This is a genomic window from Acinetobacter sp. AOR12_HL, from assembly GCF_027855275.1.
Classification (GTDB): Bacteria; Pseudomonadota; Gammaproteobacteria; order Pseudomonadales; family Moraxellaceae; genus Acinetobacter; species Acinetobacter baumannii.
In genome coordinates this window covers 22,725-39,147 of sequence record NZ_JAKTIJ010000041.1, presented here as the reverse complement: position 1 = coordinate 39,147, position 16,423 = coordinate 22,725, and the positions used below count along the sequence as shown (strand labels likewise).

Annotated in this window: 18 protein-coding genes; 12 read left to right on the top strand and 6 right to left on the bottom strand. The window is 40.5% G+C overall.

Annotation, left to right across the window (positions count from 1 at the left end):
• Positions 1 to 104 precede the first annotated feature (104 nt).
• From MKL36_RS18355 to MKL36_RS18345, 3 genes are all read left to right on the top strand, one after another.
• Entirely contained in the window at positions 105 to 1,052 is a 948-nt protein-coding gene (locus MKL36_RS18355) for a pirin family protein (RefSeq protein WP_000069626.1), read from the top strand.
• Positions 1,049 to 1,456 carry an OsmC family protein gene (locus MKL36_RS18350; protein ID WP_000127662.1) on the top strand — a complete coding sequence of 136 codons (408 nt, stop codon included), beginning with the start codon at positions 1,049 to 1,051 and terminating at the stop codon, positions 1,454 to 1,456. The genes MKL36_RS18355 and MKL36_RS18350 overlap by 4 nt, the downstream gene beginning before the upstream one ends.
• A gap of 112 nt (positions 1,457 to 1,568) precedes the next feature.
• Positions 1,569 to 2,237, top strand: coding sequence for a glutathione S-transferase (locus MKL36_RS18345; protein ID WP_021510385.1), 669 nt, complete (start codon positions 1,569 to 1,571; stop codon positions 2,235 to 2,237).
• Positions 2,238 to 2,280: 43 nt separating this feature from the next.
• On the opposite strand, the gene MKL36_RS18340 is transcribed toward MKL36_RS18345, so the two are convergent.
• Positions 2,281 to 2,907, bottom strand: coding sequence for an SPOR domain-containing protein (locus MKL36_RS18340; RefSeq protein WP_000467262.1), 627 nt, complete (start codon positions 2,905 to 2,907; stop codon positions 2,281 to 2,283).
• A 153-nt stretch (positions 2,908 to 3,060) separates the two neighbouring features.
• Positions 3,061 to 4,851 carry an arginine--tRNA ligase gene (gene argS / locus MKL36_RS18335; protein ID WP_021510386.1) on the bottom strand — a complete coding sequence of 597 codons (1,791 nt, stop codon included), beginning with the start codon at positions 4,849 to 4,851 and terminating at the stop codon, positions 3,061 to 3,063.
• 495 nt (positions 4,852 to 5,346) lie between these two features.
• On the opposite strand from argS, the gene MKL36_RS18330 reads away from it, so the two are divergent.
• Entirely contained in the window at positions 5,347 to 7,044 is a 1,698-nt protein-coding gene (locus MKL36_RS18330; protein WP_000623102.1) for an NAD-dependent malic enzyme, read from the top strand.
• Positions 7,045 to 7,089: 45 nt separating this feature from the next.
• Here the strand turns inward: MKL36_RS18330 and MKL36_RS18325 are convergent, their stop codons facing one another.
• Complete coding sequence (locus tag MKL36_RS18325) at positions 7,090 to 8,010, bottom strand: Dyp-type peroxidase (RefSeq protein ID WP_000126807.1); 921 nt, start codon at positions 8,008 to 8,010, stop codon at positions 7,090 to 7,092.
• A 157-nt stretch (positions 8,011 to 8,167) separates the two neighbouring features.
• Here MKL36_RS18325 and MKL36_RS18320 point away from each other — a divergent pair, with 157 nt between their 5' ends.
• Entirely contained in the window at positions 8,168 to 8,794 is a 627-nt protein-coding gene (locus MKL36_RS18320) for a LysE family transporter (protein WP_021510387.1), read from the top strand.
• Between the two features lies 1 nt (position 8,795).
• Here the strand turns inward: MKL36_RS18320 and znuB are convergent, their stop codons facing one another.
• The 3 genes from znuB to MKL36_RS18305 are packed head-to-tail and all read right to left on the bottom strand — an operon-like array spanning position 8,796 to position 10,867.
• The gene (gene znuB, locus MKL36_RS18315; RefSeq protein ID WP_000970834.1) at positions 8,796 to 9,605 is read right to left on the bottom strand and encodes a zinc ABC transporter permease subunit ZnuB; all 810 of its coding nucleotides are present in this window, start codon (positions 9,603 to 9,605) and stop codon (positions 8,796 to 8,798) included.
• Positions 9,606 to 9,608: 3 nt separating this feature from the next.
• Positions 9,609 to 10,397: a zinc ABC transporter ATP-binding protein ZnuC gene (znuC, locus tag MKL36_RS18310; RefSeq protein WP_001112013.1), complete on the bottom strand. Its 789-nt coding sequence runs from the start codon at positions 10,395 to 10,397 to the stop codon at positions 9,609 to 9,611.
• Complete coding sequence (locus MKL36_RS18305; RefSeq protein WP_000093118.1) at positions 10,370 to 10,867, bottom strand: transcriptional repressor; 498 nt, start codon at positions 10,865 to 10,867, stop codon at positions 10,370 to 10,372. The genes znuC and MKL36_RS18305 overlap by 28 nt, the downstream gene beginning before the upstream one ends.
• A 127-nt stretch (positions 10,868 to 10,994) precedes the next feature.
• On the opposite strand from MKL36_RS18305, the gene MKL36_RS18300 reads away from it, so the two are divergent.
• The 7 genes from MKL36_RS18300 (at position 10,995) to atpA (ending at position 16,361) form a co-directional block, all read left to right on the top strand.
• Entirely contained in the window at positions 10,995 to 11,834 is an 840-nt protein-coding gene (locus tag MKL36_RS18300; protein ID WP_000490209.1) for a metal ABC transporter solute-binding protein, Zn/Mn family, read from the top strand.
• A gap of 169 nt (positions 11,835 to 12,003) precedes the next feature.
• Positions 12,004 to 12,402, top strand: coding sequence for an ATP synthase subunit I (locus MKL36_RS18295; RefSeq protein WP_000084237.1), 399 nt, complete (start codon positions 12,004 to 12,006; stop codon positions 12,400 to 12,402).
• 104 nt (positions 12,403 to 12,506) lie between these two features.
• Positions 12,507 to 13,382, top strand: a complete 876-nt coding sequence (atpB, locus tag MKL36_RS18290) for a F0F1 ATP synthase subunit A (RefSeq protein WP_000718586.1) — start codon at positions 12,507 to 12,509, stop codon at positions 13,380 to 13,382.
• Between the two features lie 84 nt (positions 13,383 to 13,466).
• On the top strand, positions 13,467 to 13,712 hold the full coding sequence (atpE, locus tag MKL36_RS18285; protein ID WP_000424060.1) for a F0F1 ATP synthase subunit C: 246 nt from the start codon (positions 13,467 to 13,469) through the stop codon (positions 13,710 to 13,712).
• A gap of 38 nt (positions 13,713 to 13,750) precedes the next feature.
• Positions 13,751 to 14,221 (top strand): F0F1 ATP synthase subunit B, encoded by a 471-nt coding sequence (locus MKL36_RS18280; RefSeq protein ID WP_001024691.1) that lies wholly within the window; start codon positions 13,751 to 13,753, stop codon positions 14,219 to 14,221.
• Between the two features lie 12 nt (positions 14,222 to 14,233).
• The gene (locus MKL36_RS18275; RefSeq protein ID WP_000818995.1) at positions 14,234 to 14,770 is read left to right on the top strand and encodes a F0F1 ATP synthase subunit delta; all 537 of its coding nucleotides are present in this window, start codon (positions 14,234 to 14,236) and stop codon (positions 14,768 to 14,770) included.
• A gap of 46 nt (positions 14,771 to 14,816) precedes the next feature.
• Positions 14,817 to 16,361 (top strand): F0F1 ATP synthase subunit alpha, encoded by a 1,545-nt coding sequence (gene atpA / locus MKL36_RS18270; RefSeq protein WP_001186635.1) that lies wholly within the window; start codon positions 14,817 to 14,819, stop codon positions 16,359 to 16,361.
• The last annotated feature ends 62 nt before the right edge of the window (positions 16,362 to 16,423 follow it).

The window sequence follows — 16,423 nt, the reverse complement described above, 5'->3', positions numbered from 1 at the left end:
ATGGCACCCTGTGTATTACTAAAAGACTATATTGAATAATGAGTGTATTGTTAAGATCAGTATAACGACTCATTGCACAAGCATAGGTAAAAGAGAGTAATATCATGAGCAATAATAACGATTACGATATTTCGGATTCAAAGGATTGCGAAAAATTTGCCAATCAATTTATTCAGGAGTTTCCAATTCGCTCTGCCGAAATTGGACAGGGGACGGTGATTAAGCGGGCTTTACCTAGTCGACAAAAACGAATGATTGGGGCATGGTGCTTTTTAGATCATGCAGGACCAGTAACATTTCCTGCCGGCAATGGTTTAGATGTAGGACCTCATCCACATATTGGTTTGCAAACCTTCACTTGGATGATTGAAGGGACCATGATGCATACCGATAGTTTAGGGTCAAAGCAATTAATTCGTCCTAAACAAGTTAATTTAATGACGGCGGGACATGGTATTTCTCATACCGAGGTTGCACCTGATACTGAAACTCAAATGCATGCTGCGCAGCTCTGGATTGCATTGCCGGACCATAAGCGCAACATGGATCCGAAATTTGAACATTATCCCGATCTTCCTGTTGTTGAAAAAGACGGTCTGGAATTTACTGTACTGGTGGGTGAATATTTAGAGACGACTTCTCCAGTTGTGGTTCATACACCGTTAGTAGGGGTTGATCTCATTGCTACCCAAGATACTAAGACACGTATTCCACTAAATCCTGAATTTGAATATGGTTTTATGGCATTAGATGGCGTAGCTCATGTGAATGGCCATGAACTTACTGCTGACAATATGGTTGTATTAGATACAGGTTTGAACGAAATTGAGATTGAAGTAAAGAAAGGGAACCGTGTGCTATTAATCGGTGGTGAACCTTTTGAAACTCCGATCTTATTATGGTGGAATTTCGTTGCACGTACGATGGACGATTTAAAAGAAGCACGTGAGCAATGGGTTAATCATGACGTGCGTTTTGGTGAAATTCCAGATTATGTGGGTGCCCGCTTAGAAGCACCAGTTCTTCCAGATCAAATGAGAGCATCAAAATGACAGCAGTAATTGCGAGCAGTAAAGCAAAGCCTCTTGCAGAACAATGGAAAGGTGAAATTACCAGCGGCCGTCATCAATACTTTTGTGATGAGCCTGAAAAGCTAGAAGGACATGATCAAGGGCCTGCACCTTATGATTTGCTTACCGGAAGTCTGGCAGCATGTACACTTATTACTTTAAGAATGTATGCAAAACATAAGGGTTATGATTTTGGTGAGTACTCGGTCGAAATTGATTTTCATACCAATCGAGAGCATGAAGAACATATCGAGCGTCGTATTGTTTTTAAAGAACTTCCAAACGAAGAACTTCAGCAAAAAATCTTAACCATATGCAGTAAAACCCCAGTCACTAAAACTTTGTTACGTAGTTTAGACATTCATACTGTGCTTGTTACAGCATAAAAATGCTATTTTGTTGCGGTGGATGATTTATATCCATCCCAAAAATGGAATAAAACAGCATGATCACATGCTGTTTTTTATGTAAAAAAGAAAAATAAAAGTAGGCAATACCATGATTAGTGTACACCACCTGGAATGTTCGCGATCGTTTCGGATTTTATGGGCTTTAGAAGAGTTAGGCTTGGATTATGATATTCATTTTTATCAACGTCTTCCGAACTATTCAGCACCAGAAACATTGAAATGTATTCATCCGCTCGGCAAGGCACCTATTTTGACAGATGATGAGCAGGTTATCGCAGAATCGGCTGTTATTTTAGAGTATTTGCAGCAGCGATATGATCAAAAGCAGCAGTTTAAACCTAAGCAAGCTCAGGATTTACAGCAGTATATTTACTGGATGCACTATGCCGAAGGCTCACTTATGCCGTTATTAGTGATGACTTTGGTCATGAACAACGTCAATAAACATGTACCTTGGCTAATTCAGCCTGTGGCAAAGAAAATTACAGAAGGGGTTAAAGCAAATTTTGTTCGTCCACGTATGAAAGACCATATTAGTTTTTTAGAAAATTATTTGGCTGAGCATGAATATTTTGCAGGGAATTTTTCATTTGCAGATATTCAAATGAGTTTTCCACTAGAGGCTCTACAGTCACGTCTTCAAGGTAAATATCCGCATATTCAAGCATTCTTACATCGGATTCAGCAAAGACCAGCTTTTCAAAAAGCGAGACAGAAAGGTTTAGGGTCAAACGAAAGAAATTGTGCTGATATATAAAAGAAAAGGAACAAATATTTGTTCCTTTTTTATTGCTTAATCTTTATCTGCGTTTAATCACAATAGAGTCAATACCGCTATGCTGCAATGTTTGTTGAGCAGCGAGAGCAGCTTCTTGAGTGTCATATGGACCAGAAATAACACGATACCAAGTTTTTCCATTCTCAGAGCTTTTAATTACATCAGCCGATAAGCCATTTAAAATGATTTCTGCACGTCGAGCATCTGCTTGATCGGGGTCAGTATAGCTTCGAACTTGTAAAATATAATTTGGTTGTTGAGGTATAGCAGCTGTTGAGTCAGTCGTGTCGTCAGTGCTTACACTTGCAGGTTCAGAAGCGGCAGGTTGAGCTGTACTAGGAGCTTCTACAATCATGGCAGTACCCTGATTTTTACTTTCTGGAATCGCCTGTTCCGGAATAGGAGTGACCTGCTGTTGAGGCAATAGATCATAAAAGCGGTAATCTTTATTGGTTTCTTCTTCTTTATAGTGCTCAGAAGTAATCTGGTTTTTTGAAGAAACAGGTTGCCACGGTTTCCAAAGCATGAGCATTACTGCGATACATAAGACCGCTAAAATAGCGACAAGTGTCCCTAACCATTTAGGAATTAAAGGCTTTTTAGGCTTGTTAGGTCTTTCAGATACACCGCGTTGCGTTTTGCCAAACACGTGGATTATTCCTCTGTATTTTGATTGTTTTATTTCGAGTTTAGTTCTCGTTTACTTTAAAACATCGCTTCGCATAGATAGATTTCCTTGCAAAGCGTTATTTCTTACAACATGAAGGGGTATATGGCTTTGACCACACACCCCAACACTAACTTACATGGCTTTAGGTGCAGAAACACCGAGTAATTCTAAGCCATTGCGCAATACTTGCTGTACATTGATTGAAAGTAATAAGCGTGCTTGTGTAAGTTCAGCATCATCACTTAAAACTTTGTGTTCATTGTACCAACCGTGGAATAGCGCAGCTAATTCTTTTAAGTAGTTACCTACTTGGTGTGGTTCATATGCATTAGCAGCACGTAACACAACGTCTGGATATGCAGCCAGTTTAGCAAGAATTTCAGTTTCTGCATCAAGTGATAAACGTGCAGCATGTGAACGAGCAGCACTTACTTCAAATTGTAAGCCAGTGCTCGCTGCTTTTTCTAGCATACGGCAAATACGTGCATGAGCGTATTGAATATAATACACCGCATTGTCTTTACTTTGTGAAACAGCAAGGTCAAGGTCAAAGTCAATGTGTTGTTCACTTTTACGCATCACGTAGTAGAAACGAGCTGCGTCATTGCCGACTTCTTTACGCAAGTCACGTAAAGTCACGAATTGACCTGAACGAGATGACATTTGAACCATCTCACCACCGCGCCATAAGCTTACGAACTGAACTAAAAGAACAGTTAATTTTTTCGAGTCATAACCCATTGCATCAATCGCAGCTTTTACGCGAGAGATATAACCGTGGTGGTCAGAACCCCAAATATCAACAAGGTCAGTATAACCACGTTGTAGTTTGTTTAAGTGATATGCAATGTCAGATGCAAAGTAAGTCGTTTGACCATTACGGCGCTTCACAACACGGTCTTTTTCATCACCAAATTCAGTCGATTTAAACCAGATGTTGCCATCTTTTTCATATAAGAAGCCGCGTTGATCAAGTGTTTCTAACGCTTCGTCAATTTTTGCGCTAAGAGATGCTTCACTAAACCATTGGTTAAAGGTTACGCCGAAGTCAGCAAGGTCATCTTTAATATCATCTAAAATGGCATGAAGTGCTGCTTGATGGAATACGCGGTAGCCTTCACCTAATAATTGTTGTGAGTTGGCAATAAGACCGTCAATGTGTTTTTCTTTGTCGCCAGATAATACGACTTTGTTGCCTTCGCTATCTAGCTCTTCAGCATATTGCACGTCTTCTGGTACATCTTTATAAACATTCGCAACTTCACGAATGTAAGCATCGCCATCTTTATCAATGATGCCTTGTGCGATTTCTTTAACGTAATCGCCTTGATATGCATTTTTAGGGAATACAAGGTTTTGTCCAAGTAATTCCAAATAACGTAAATAAGTAGAAGTCGCCAAAATATCCATTTGACGGCCAGCATCATTTACATAATATTCGCGATCAACTTTAGCACCTGTTGCTTCAAGCAAGTTTGCAACAGTCATACCATAAGCAGCCCCGCGGCCATGACCTACGTGTAGGCTAGACGTCGGGTTTGCAGAAACGAATTCAACTTGAATCTTTTTAGCCGCATTTGATTGGCTACGACCAAAGCTTTCTTTTTGAGCTTGAATCTGGTCAAGAATTGCAAAACGTTGATCTGCATTTAAAAAGAAATTGATAAAACCAGGGCCTGCAATTTCAGCTTTGCTGATGTCTGCAACTTCTGGTAGCGCTGCTAGAATTTTCTCAGCTAAATCGCGTGGTTTCATACCAGCAGCTTTAGAGCCGATCATGGCAATATTAGAAGCAAAATCGCCATGGCTTCGGTCTTTGGTGCGTGTTAAATTGCTTGAATTATTCCAATCCGAAGGAAGCACACCTTCTTGCTGAAGGGTTTGCACTGCATGGTCGAGAGCTGCTTGTATTGCCGTATTCATATCAATCGAAAATAGATGTCGCAGAAAAACGTCAAATATAGCAAATTTCCTATGAGTTAGGGGAGTGCATTTAACGCTTTCACCTAATTTCTTTCATGAAGTTGCCGAGAACTATTTTTTTCGTAAATATTAAAAAATAAAATTAGTAAAATTCTAAAAACAAGTAAATTCAAGCTTTCTATGCAATATTTTTGAAATTATAAGATAGTAAAACACTTGGTATTTTTTATAAAAATGTAAGACAGGGCAAAAATATAAGATTCTAAGCCAGATATAGAGTTAAGAAAGAATAGATTTAAAAAGATGAAAAATGTAAGTAATTAATTTTTAATATTAATTTTGTTATATGTTTTTTCTAAATAGTATTCAATTTCAATATCACAGTTTAAAATACCTATTTTGTATTAAATAGTCTTAAGCTTACGCATACAACGAGCTTTAGAGAGTGCTGAAACTGTACTTTTCTGAGTTCTAAGCTGGAAAATGAGATAGGCAATGATATCAGGTCACCCAAGTAAACATCCCCTTTATATCCCTTATGCAGGCTATACACTTTTAGAGTTACCCCTTTTGAATAAAGGGTCCGCTTTCACTCAAGAAGAAAGAAGTAACTTTAACTTACACGGGTTACTTCCACATATTATTGAAACTATCGAAGAGCAAAGCCAACGCTCTTATCAGCAATATTGTGCTTTCAATGATGATATTAATAAGCACATCTATTTACGTAATATCCAAGATACCAACGAAACTTTGTTTTACCACTTAATTGAAAATCATCTTGAAGAGATGATGCCAATTATTTACACGCCAACTGTGGGTGAGGCATGTCAACGTTTCTCTGATATCTATCGCCGTCATCGTGGTGTTTTCATTTCATATCCAGATCGTGATGTGATTGATGATATTTTGCAAAACGTTAATAAAAATAATGTCAAAGTCATCGTGATTACAGATGGTGAACGTATTTTAGGTCTTGGTGACCAAGGCATTGGTGGCATGGGTATTCCAATTGGGAAACTTTCGCTGTATACCGCATGTGGTGGTATTAGCCCTGCTTACACATTGCCAATCACAATCGATGTAGGGACGAATAACCCTCAATTATTAAATGACCCGATCTACATGGGATGGCGTCAACCACGCATTAGTGGTGATGAGTATTATGACTTTGTAGATATGGTGATTGAAGCTGTAAAACGTCGTTGGCCAAAAGCACTTATCCAGTTTGAAGATTTCGCACAAAAAAATGCGATGCCACTTTTAGAAAAATATCGCGATAAAATTTGTTGTTTCAATGATGATATTCAAGGAACAGCAGCGGTTTCTGTTGGTAGTTTAATTGCTGCAAGCCGCGCAGCAGGTAAACAATTAAAAGACCAAACAATTGCTTTCTTAGGTGCAGGTTCAGCTGGTTGTGGTATTGCAGAGCAAATCGTTGCACAAATGGTTTCAGAAGGTTTAACCGATGCTGAAGCACGTGCTCGTGTTTACATGGTAGATCGTTTTGGTTTGATCACTGAAAATCAGCCAAACCTATTAGACTTCCAACGTAAGTTAGCTCAAAAAGCTGAAGTAGTAGACCAATGGGGCAATATTGAAGAAGTGATTTCACTTCTTGATGTTGTTAAAAATGCCAAGCCTACAGTATTAATCGGTGTTTCTGGTCAGCCGGGCCTATTCACCGAAGAAATTATTAAAACAATGGCTGCCAATTGTGAACGACCAATTGTGATGCCGTTATCTAACCCGACTTCGCGTGTAGAAGCAGTACCGGCGGATATTGTGGAATGGACTGAAGGTAAAGCATTAATTGCAACGGGTAGCCCATTTGCACCTGTAAATCATCACGGCAAGCTTTATAATATTTCGCAGTGCAACAACTCATACATCTTCCCTGGTATTGGTTTAGGTGTGGTAGCATCAGGTGCTAAACGCGTTACAGAAAACATGCTTATGGCTTCAAGTAGTGCTTTAGCAGACTGTTCACCGTTGCTGAAAGATCCACAAGCTGATTTATTGCCACCTTTAGGTGAAATTCAACAAGTGTCTAAAGTGATTGCATTTGAAGTGGCAAAAGCTGCAATGGCAGATGGTGTGGCTGTAACCATTAGTGATGATTTGCTTAACCAGAAGATTGATCAATCGTTCTGGAAACCAGAATACCGTAAATATAAACGTATTCCTTTCTAAGAATGAGAATGTGAAAAGAGGAGCTTAAGCTCCTCTTTTTTTCTTTTAAGCCTCTAAAATTTCTTCTAATAATTCTTCACTTGGTGCAAAGTAATATGCCCCATCAAGTGGTGTCACGAAGTGCAATAAGCGATCATGAATGCCATCCCCACTTGTACCAAACATGCGCTTTAACATTGCATCAATAATGCTCAGGTCTTTAGTATAGGCAATGAAGAATAAACCTTGATCACCTCGACCGTCACCATAAGGTAAGCTGTGACGTAAAATTTCCATTTCTTCGCCTTCCTCATCTTCAACGACAGTACGAGCGACATGGGCATTTTCCGGTTTAACGTCATCATCTAATTCAATAGATTCAAGCTTGGTACGGCCCATGACATTTTCTTGTGCATCGACTTTAAGTTTTTTCCATTTTTCCAAGTCATGTGCATAGCGCTGCGCAAATATGAAACTACCATCTGCAAATACTCCAGCACTTTCTGGGAGGAGAGCGGTTTCTGCGCGATCGTCTGGAAATTGAGGGTTTTCAGTACCATCTATAAAGCCAGTAATATCGCGACCATCGAAATAACGGAAGCAAACACGCTCATCCAAAACCTCAACTTTATCTTTAATCCCTTCAAAAAATGCTTGGCTTAATGCAAAACAGATATCAGAACGCATACTGGCAATGTGAATAAGCACATCAGCTGGTACGACTGGCATATTGAATGCGCCATTTTCTGGTTCAAGTTGTTTAAAACCAGCAGGAGATTGACTGTAAAGTTGCTTCCAAAGTTCTGGACCAAAAGCGACTGCTGTCTTAATTTGTGCGTCTGAATGTTGAGTAATGAGACGGTCACGTGTTTCGAATAAAGCTTCGAGTTGTTCTTTTAATTCAGCAATTGTTAAATCTTTTAAACGAAGAACAATAAAACGGGCATGATCTGATGGTAATGGCAAAATGACAGATTGAGCAGTCATTAGAAGATCTCTCCTCAATTATAATTTAGTATGAGCTTCAATTATTGTGCCTGATGCGAAGAGCTGTTAGTAGTCTATTTATTGATTTTATTGTTTGAATTATCGCCACGATAGTTTTATAAAACGGTATAATTCCACTTTTATTATCTATTTCGCTATGTCTTTGCAAGTTTGGTTTGCTTATATGTTGGCCTGTTGGATCATTAGTATTTCTCCGGGAGCAGGGGCTATTGCTTCTATGTCGAGCGGCTTAAATTATGGCTTTAGACATGGCTATTGGAATGCGATCGGTTTGCAAATCGCCTTGTTAATTCAAATCATGATTGTAGCGGCGGGTGTAGGTGTTCTATTCGCAACGACCCCGTTGGCTTTTCAGGCGGTTAAGTGGTTTGGGGTAGCTTATTTATTGTATTTAGCCTATTTGCAGTGGACAGCACCAGTAAAAGACATAGAAATTCAACACGAAAAGAAGGATAAATCTGTTTCTGCTCTGCTGTTCAATGGATTTGTAGTCAATATCAGTAACCCTAAAGCCATCGTATTTTTATTGGCAGTTTTGCCTCAGTTCTTAGATTTAAGCAAACCCCAATGGATACAATACCTGATTATGGCAGCCACTATGGTTACAATTGATTTGATTGTAATGGCTGGTTATACAGGGCTAGCTTCAAAAGTTTTAAGATTGCTGCGTTCTCCTAAGCAACAAAAATATTTAAACCGTGGTTTTGCTGTCATGTTTAGTTGTGCAGCGTTATTGCTAAGTACGGTCCATCAAGCAGCCTGATTTAGGCCGCTTGAGTTTGATTTTTGATTTTTTGAACCATAAAGATAAGTGCAAAACTCAACGCCATACATAAAACAATACTGAGGCCAGTCGAGATATTAAGTGCTGCGCTTGACCATAGGCCAACACTGACACCGAGTTGAGCTAAAACAAAGGCCCAAATAACCATCTGCTTTGGTGAGTGAGCGAGTAATCGAGCGCTCAATGCTGGAATAACCAGTAGTGCCCCCATTAAAAGTGAACCTACTGCACGTAAAGCCAATACTGTAAATAAGGCTAGCAGTAACATAAAAATGAGACGTTGCCATTTCGCATTCACACCTTCACTAATTGCAATATCCGGATCAATGGCAATTTGAATTTGAGGCTGCCAAAAGCGATAAAGAATTGCCAGTGATACTGCAATAATTAATGTGAAAACAGGTAGGTCTGGCCAATCAATACTTAGTAAGTCACCAAACAAATAACTTAAAAGCTCCGGTCTTAAACTTGGAACATGTTGAATAAACAGGAGGCCACTACATAGTAATGTTGCTGAGCATAGGGCAAGCAAAGCATCGTTTGGTAAACGATTGTCATGTAAGGCCCACAAAATAGCGACTAATAAAATTGCAGTACCTGCTACGCCAAGCCAGAGAGGAAGGCTTAAAGCACCAGCAATTGCTACCCCAAGTAAGGTTCCATGTGCCATGGTGTCTGCAAAAAAAGACATACGTCTCCATAGCATGAGACAACCAAGTGGTGCAGTCAAAAAGACTAATAAGGTTCCCATAATCCATGCGGGTAACAATAATTGTAACCATTCCATCATGGCTTAAGCTTCCGGTTCCGGGTGAATGTGAGGTCTGCTATTGTGAGGGCAGGGGTGTGCAGCGTCACCATGCGCACAGTGATCATGATGATGTTGATAGAAAACTCGCTGAGTACCGAATATTGCTTGGTATTCAGGATGCTGCTGAATACTTTCTGGTAAGCCACTACAGCATATATGCTTGTTTAAACAGACAACGCGTTGAGTTCCCTGCATGACCCACTGTAAATCATGGGAAACAATTAAAATAGCACAACCATAACGCTCCGGCAGACTACGTACATATTCATAAAGCTCAGCTTCTGATTGAATATCTAAGCCTTGCATGGGCTCATCAAGAACGAGGATATCTGGCTTTCTAAGTAAAGCACGTGCTAGCAGTACACGTTGGCGCTCTCCACCAGAAAGTTGCTGAACTTTTGATTGTTGTAGTTTGGCAATACCGGTGTCTTGAATAATTTCCTGACGAAGGGCAGGGCTACACTTTTCAAGATCTAATAAATCTTGTACCCGTAAAGGAAGACTATGAGATGGATTAAATTTCTGAGGCACATAAGCCATTTTTAGTTTTTTATTGCTTATGACGCGTCCACTACTTGGCTTTAAAATACCAAGTAGAACTTTAATTAAAGTTGATTTACCTGCGCCATTGGGACCAATTAAGGTCACAATTTCATTTTCATGCAGAGCAAAATCAACTTTTTTTAATATATCCCGCTGATCACGATGAACAGAGACCTGTTCAAGTTGAATCAATACAGGATTTAGCGAGCTGTGCGGCACTGCTGGCATTTCCCCGAAATTTCTATAATGCTGTGTTGTGCTGCGAAATCATCTAAAGCTGCAAGTTGGTCAAGTTGTTGGGTTAGACCTTGTGAAGATGCTTCTTTAACCGTGTGACATTCGGTACAAATCAGGAATGCAGCCTGATGACCTTCACGTGGGTGACAGCATGGTATGTAAGCATTAATAGATGTTAAGCGATGAATAAGACCCTTTTCTAATAAAAAGTCTAAAGTTCTATAAACAGTAGGAGGGGCGGCAGGGCGATCTGTTTGACTTTTAATACGTGCTAATAAGTCATAGGCACCCATAGGACCTGAAGCATTTAAAATGAGTTCAAGAACTTCTTTACGTAAAGGTGTAAGGCGTGCACCGACCGCAGTACATAAAGTTTCTGCTTCAGCTAAACGACTTGCGACATTATGGTGATCATGTACACCATGCAAAGAATCATGATGTTCATGCATGCAAGAACTCATAGACATAACCTCAAATTTTTAATGGAATATTAGCATGAAGCGGTGCTTCATTCGATTAATCTTAGGTATTTTTGTAACTTTGTTATATTATAACATGCTTCGAGCTATTACTAATTGATGGTCTGTCATGTTCCGCGTTTTTGTTTTCAGTATGTTCTCTCTTATGAGTACGTTAGGTTGGAGTCAGGGTTTGGTTGTCTCTACGCACCCAATCTATTTGATTGCAAAAGAAATTACCAAAGGAGTTGAAGAACCCCAGTTATTGCTTCAAGGGCAAAGTGGGCATGATGTACAGTTAACACCGGCACATCGTAAAGCAATTAACGATGCTTCTTTAGTGATCTGGTTGGGGAAAGCTCATGAAGCTCCACTCAACAAATTACTAAGTAACAATAAGAAAGCAATTGCTTTGTTAGATAGCGGTATTCTTTCTATTTTGCCGCAGCGCAATACACGTGGGGCTGCTTTACCAAATACTGTGGATACGCATGTCTGGCTAGAACCAAACAATGCAGTACGTATTGGCTTTTTTATTGCAGCTTTACGTTCACAACAGCATCCTGAAAACAAAGCGAAGTATTGGAATAATGCGAATACATTTGCACGAAATATGTTACAGGCGGCTCAAGCTTACGATAGCTCAAGCAACGGTAAACCATATTGGTCTTATCATGATGCTTATCAATATTTGGAGCGTTCGCTAAACTTAAAATTTGCGGGTGCCTTAACGGATGATCCGCATGTAGCTCCTACAGCGGCACAAATAAAGTACCTTAATGATAGTCGACCAAAAGCTCAGATGTGTTTACTTGCAGAAAGTTTTACAACAAAAGGGCAATATCAAAAACTGGGTAGTATTACCTTCCAACCCGTTGATGAAAGTATGAATAATGAAGATAATTTTGTAACAGCATGGAAGAAACTGGCGATAAAAACCGATAAATGTGTATTAAATACGCAAAAGTGAGATAAAAAGTAAACAAAGGCTGACTGTAGCGTCAGCACCACCTGTCACGAAAAACCCCGACTAAAGTCGGGAAAAGATTGCATGTTCAGGGGTGTAACTCTATAATGCCTGCGATTAAAAGCGATCATCAGCTAAACTTGTCAAGCATTTATGCTGTGAGTGGATAAAAATGAGCCAAACTAGTCGCTTGATTGACCGACGATTAGCAAAAGCTTTGGTCTTCTTACAAGCATGCATGATCCCTGTTTCCGCACTTGTGGCGTGGAGCATAAAAGACATGACAGCAGCATTAAGTGCGGCACTTGGTGCATTGGTCTGCTGGCTTGCTACGAGCTATTTTGCGTGGCAATCCTTCAGAACGGCAGGTGCGAGAGCATCTAAACAAGTGCTGTCTAACATGTATAGGGGCATGTTAGGCAAATTTGCAATCATGATCGTTGGATTTATTTTGATTTTGAGCAATGTTAAACCTTTATCACCGTTAGCATTGCTGTTTGGTTTTATTCTCGTTCAAGCGATGTCGTGGGTTGCTCCTTTTTGGGTGTCACGTCTACAAAAACGGGTATAGAAACAAGAAGAATTGAAGATTTTTTGGAGGGTGGCGAGATATCGACAGTACGCCGATGTTCGTTTCCCTTCTTTTTAGTAATTGACATTGACCAGGTGTGATTTATGGCTGCTGAAGAACATGCCCTCACTTCGACAGAGTATATCAAGCATCACTTGACCAATATGACCTATGGCAAAATGCCAGATGGTACATGGAAATTGGCTGAGACTGCTGAAGAAGCTCATTCGATGGGGTTCACTGCAATTCACTTGGATTCAATGGGTTGGTCAATTGGCCTTGGTGTGATTTTCTGTTTGTTATTTTGGATAGTTGCGAGAGCTGCAAATGCTGGCGTTCCAACAAAGTTCCAATCTGCAATTGAAATGATCATTGAGTTTGTTGACTCAAGTGTCCGTGATACTTTTCATGGCAAATCACGTTTAATCGCTCCACTTGCACTCACTATTTTCGTGTGGATTTTCCTCATGAACTTAATGGACTTGATCCCAGTTGACTGGATTCCTCAAGTTGCTGCATTTGTGGGTGCTAACGTATTTGGTATGGACCCTCACCACGTTTACTTCAAGATCGTTCCATCTACAGATCCAAACATTACCCTTGGTATGTCTTTATCTGTGTTTGTACTTATCTTGTTCTACAGCATCCGCGAAAAGGGTGTTGGCGGTTTCGTAGGCGAGTTGGCACTTAACCCATTTAACCCAAGTAATCCAGTTGCAAAAGCGTTGCTTATTCCAGTGAACTTGATTTTGGAATTGGTAACATTCCTTGCTCGTCCTATTTCATTGGCTCTCCGACTATTCGGTAACATGTATGCCGGTGAGTTGATCTTTATCCTAATCGCATTATTGCCGTTCTGGATTCAATGGGCGTTATCTGTGCCTTGGGCGATCTTCCACATTCTTGTAATCACGTTGCAGGCATTCATCTTTATGATGCTTACCATCGTTTACTTGAGCATGGCAAGCGAAAAACATTAATGGTATTGCCTAACTGTCAAACGATGGTTGGGCTGAATTTTTTTAATTTAATTTGGTAATAACCTAACCTCTGAGGAATTTTTCATGGAACTCACTTTAGGTCTAGTTGCAATTGCATCTGCTATCTTGATCGCTTTCGGTGCTTTGGGTACTGCGATTGGTTTTGGTCTTTTGGGTGGTCGCTTTTTAGAAGCTGTTGCTCGTCAACCAGAATTAGCTCCACAACTTCAAACTCGTATGTTCTTAATCGCGGGTCTTCTTGATGCTGTGCCTATGATCGGTGTTGGTATTGGCTTGTTCTTCATCTTCGCTAATCCATTTGTAGGTTAATCAGCTTAATTCCTAAATCCACTATTTGAGGAATTGCAATGAATATCAACCTCACATTGATTGGTCAAGCGATTGCGTTTGCGTTTTTTGTCGCATTCTGCATGAAGTTTGTTTGGCCACCACTAATCAATGCGATTAGTGAGCGTCAGCGCAAAATCGCTGATGGCTTAAATGCAGCAGAAAAAGCGAAAGCTGACCTTGCCGATGCACAAGCGCAAGTAAAGCAAGAGCTTGATGCGGCTAAAGCACAAGCGGCTCAATTGATCGAACAAGCGAACCGTCGTGCAGCGCAATTGATCGAAGAAGCTCGTACTCAAGCTGCGGCTGAAGGTGAGCGTATTCGTCAACAGGCTAAAGAAGCTGTTGATCAAGAAATCAATTCTGCTCGCGAAGAATTACGTCAACAAGTAGCTGCCTTGGCAGTAACTGGTGCAGAAAAGATCCTGAACCAACAAGTTGATGCAGAAGCTCATAACGCCATGCTGTCTCAGCTGGCTGCTAAACTTTAAGCGAGGCGAATTATGGCTGAACTCTTGACGTTGGCACGTCCGTATGCCAAAGCAGCATTTGCTTATGCTTCTGAGCAAGGTGCAACAGACAATTGGTCGAATGCGTTACAAGTGCTCAGTGCTGCGGTGCAAGACGAAGCATTTTCCGCTTATTTAAATCGCCCTGAACTTACTCCTGCGGAGCAAGTGAAGCTTTTTGCTAAAGTTTTAGGTGAAGATCAGTCTCAAGCAGTGTCTAACTTTTTGACACTTCTTGCAGATAATGATCGATTAGTGTTGTTACCTGAAATTGCAGCAGAATATGAACAGCTTAAATCACAGAATAACAACAATGTGGATGTCGTGATTGAATCGGCTTTCCCGTTAACTGCTGAACAAGAGCAACTGTTGAAATCTGCTTTAGAAAAGCGTTTTAACAGCACAGTAACTGTTTCAGTTGAAGTTAAACCTGAGCTTATTGCAGGTGTTGTAATTCGTGCAGGCGATCAAGTGATAGATGATTCTGCGCTTAACAAGCTTGAAAAAATGCGTACTCGTCTTCTTGCATAATGCAAATGATGAAGACTGAACTAATAAAAGATTGAGGAATAGCGCAATGCAACAACTGAATCCATCCGAGATCAGTGCGCTCATTAAACAGCGTATCGGAGATCTGGACACCAGCGCGACCGCTAAAAACGAAGGTACCATTGTTATGGTATCCGACGGTATCGTGCGTATTCACGGTCTTGCTGATGCAATGTACGGTGAAATGATCGAATTCGACGGCGGCTTATTTGGTATGGCACTGAACCTAGAACAGGATTCAGTGGGTGCCGTTGTTTTAGGTAACTACCTAAGCCTTCAAGAAGGTCAAAAAGCTCGTTGTACAGGTCGTGTTTTAGAAGTTCCAGTTGGTCCTGAACTTCTTGGTCGTGTCGTAGATGCTTTGGGTAACCCAATTGATGGTAAAGGCCCAATTGATGCAAAATTAACTGATGCTGTTGAAAAAGTAGCACCAGGTGTAATTTGGCGTCAATCTGTAGACCAACCTGTTCAAACTGGTTATAAATCAGTTGATACCATGATTCCTGTGGGTCGTGGTCAGCGTGAGTTGATTATTGGTGACCGTCAAACTGGTAAAACAGCAATGGCGATCGATGCGATTATCGCTCAGAAAAACTCTGGCATTAAATGTGTATACGTTGCGATTGGTCAAAAACAATCAACAATTGCAAACGTTGTACGTAAGCTAGAAGAAACTGGCGCTATGGCGTATACAACTGTTGTCGCTGCTGCGGCTGCTGATCCTGCTGCAATGCAGTATTTAGCTCCGTACTCTGGCTGTACAATGGGTGAATACTTCCGTGACCGCGGTGAAGACGCTCTTATCATTTATGATGATTTGTCTAAGCAAGCTGTTGCTTACCGTCAAATTTCATTGCTTTTACGTCGTCCACCAGGTCGTGAAGCGTATCCAGGTGACGTATTCTATCTTCACTCACGTCTTCTTGAACGTGCTTCACGTGTATCTGCTGAATACGTTGAGAAATTCACTAATGGCGCAGTAACTGGTAAAACTGGTTCTTTAACTGCATTGCCAATTATTGAAACTCAAGCAGGTGACGTATCTGCATTCGTACCAACAAACGTAATTTCGATTACTGACGGTCAGATCTTCTTAGAAACATCATTATTCAACGCAGGTATCCGTCCTGCTGTGAACGCGGGTATCTCTGTATCTCGTGTTGGTGGTTCTGCTCAAACTAAGATCATCAAAAAATTGTCTGGTGGTATCCGTACCGCTTTAGCGCAATACCGTGAATTGGCTGCGTTTGCTCAGTTTGCTTCTGACCTTGATGAAGCAACTCGTAAACAACTTGAACATGGTCAACGTGTAACTGAGTTAATGAAGCAAAAACAATATGCTCCTTACTCAATTGCTGACCAAGCTGTTTCTGTTTATGCATCTAACGAAGGCTATATGGCTGACGTAGAAGTTAAGAAAATCGTAGACTTTGATGCTGCGTTAATTGCTTACTTCCGTTCAGAATATGCTCCGTTGATGAAACAAATCGATGAAACTGGTGACTACAACAAAGACATCGAAGCAGCAATCAAAGCTGGTATTGAAAGCTTTAAAGCGACTCAAACTTACTAAGTTCAGTTTTAGTTAAGTTTGGTTCACGGATCAACCTTCGGAAGCTCGAAAGGGCTTTCGAA

Coding starts and splice junctions, on each gene's coding strand:
- atpA (WP_001186635.1), top strand. CDS start 14,817: ATGCAACAACTGAATCCATCCGAGATCAGTGCGCTCATTAAACAGCGT.
- MKL36_RS18280 (WP_001024691.1), top strand. CDS start 13,751: ATGAATATCAACCTCACATTGATTGGTCAAGCGATTGCGTTTGCGTTT.
- MKL36_RS18275 (WP_000818995.1), top strand. CDS start 14,234: ATGGCTGAACTCTTGACGTTGGCACGTCCGTATGCCAAAGCAGCATTT.
- MKL36_RS18295 (WP_000084237.1), top strand. CDS start 12,004: ATGAGCCAAACTAGTCGCTTGATTGACCGACGATTAGCAAAAGCTTTG.
- atpB (WP_000718586.1), top strand. CDS start 12,507: ATGGCTGCTGAAGAACATGCCCTCACTTCGACAGAGTATATCAAGCAT.
- znuC (WP_001112013.1), bottom strand. CDS start 10,397: ATGCCAGCAGTGCCGCACAGCTCGCTAAATCCTGTATTGATTCAACTT.
- MKL36_RS18320 (WP_021510387.1), top strand. CDS start 8,168: ATGTCTTTGCAAGTTTGGTTTGCTTATATGTTGGCCTGTTGGATCATT.
- znuB (WP_000970834.1), bottom strand. CDS start 9,605: ATGATGGAATGGTTACAATTATTGTTACCCGCATGGATTATGGGAACC.
- MKL36_RS18355 (WP_000069626.1), top strand. CDS start 105: ATGAGCAATAATAACGATTACGATATTTCGGATTCAAAGGATTGCGAA.
- MKL36_RS18300 (WP_000490209.1), top strand. CDS start 10,995: ATGTTCCGCGTTTTTGTTTTCAGTATGTTCTCTCTTATGAGTACGTTA.
- MKL36_RS18350 (WP_000127662.1), top strand. CDS start 1,049: ATGACAGCAGTAATTGCGAGCAGTAAAGCAAAGCCTCTTGCAGAACAA.
- MKL36_RS18325 (WP_000126807.1), bottom strand. CDS start 8,010: ATGACTGCTCAATCTGTCATTTTGCCATTACCATCAGATCATGCCCGT.
- MKL36_RS18305 (WP_000093118.1), bottom strand. CDS start 10,867: ATGAGTTCTTGCATGCATGAACATCATGATTCTTTGCATGGTGTACAT.
- MKL36_RS18330 (WP_000623102.1), top strand. CDS start 5,347: ATGATATCAGGTCACCCAAGTAAACATCCCCTTTATATCCCTTATGCA.
- MKL36_RS18345 (WP_021510385.1), top strand. CDS start 1,569: ATGATTAGTGTACACCACCTGGAATGTTCGCGATCGTTTCGGATTTTA.
- atpE (WP_000424060.1), top strand. CDS start 13,467: ATGGAACTCACTTTAGGTCTAGTTGCAATTGCATCTGCTATCTTGATC.
- argS (WP_021510386.1), bottom strand. CDS start 4,851: ATGAATACGGCAATACAAGCAGCTCTCGACCATGCAGTGCAAACCCTT.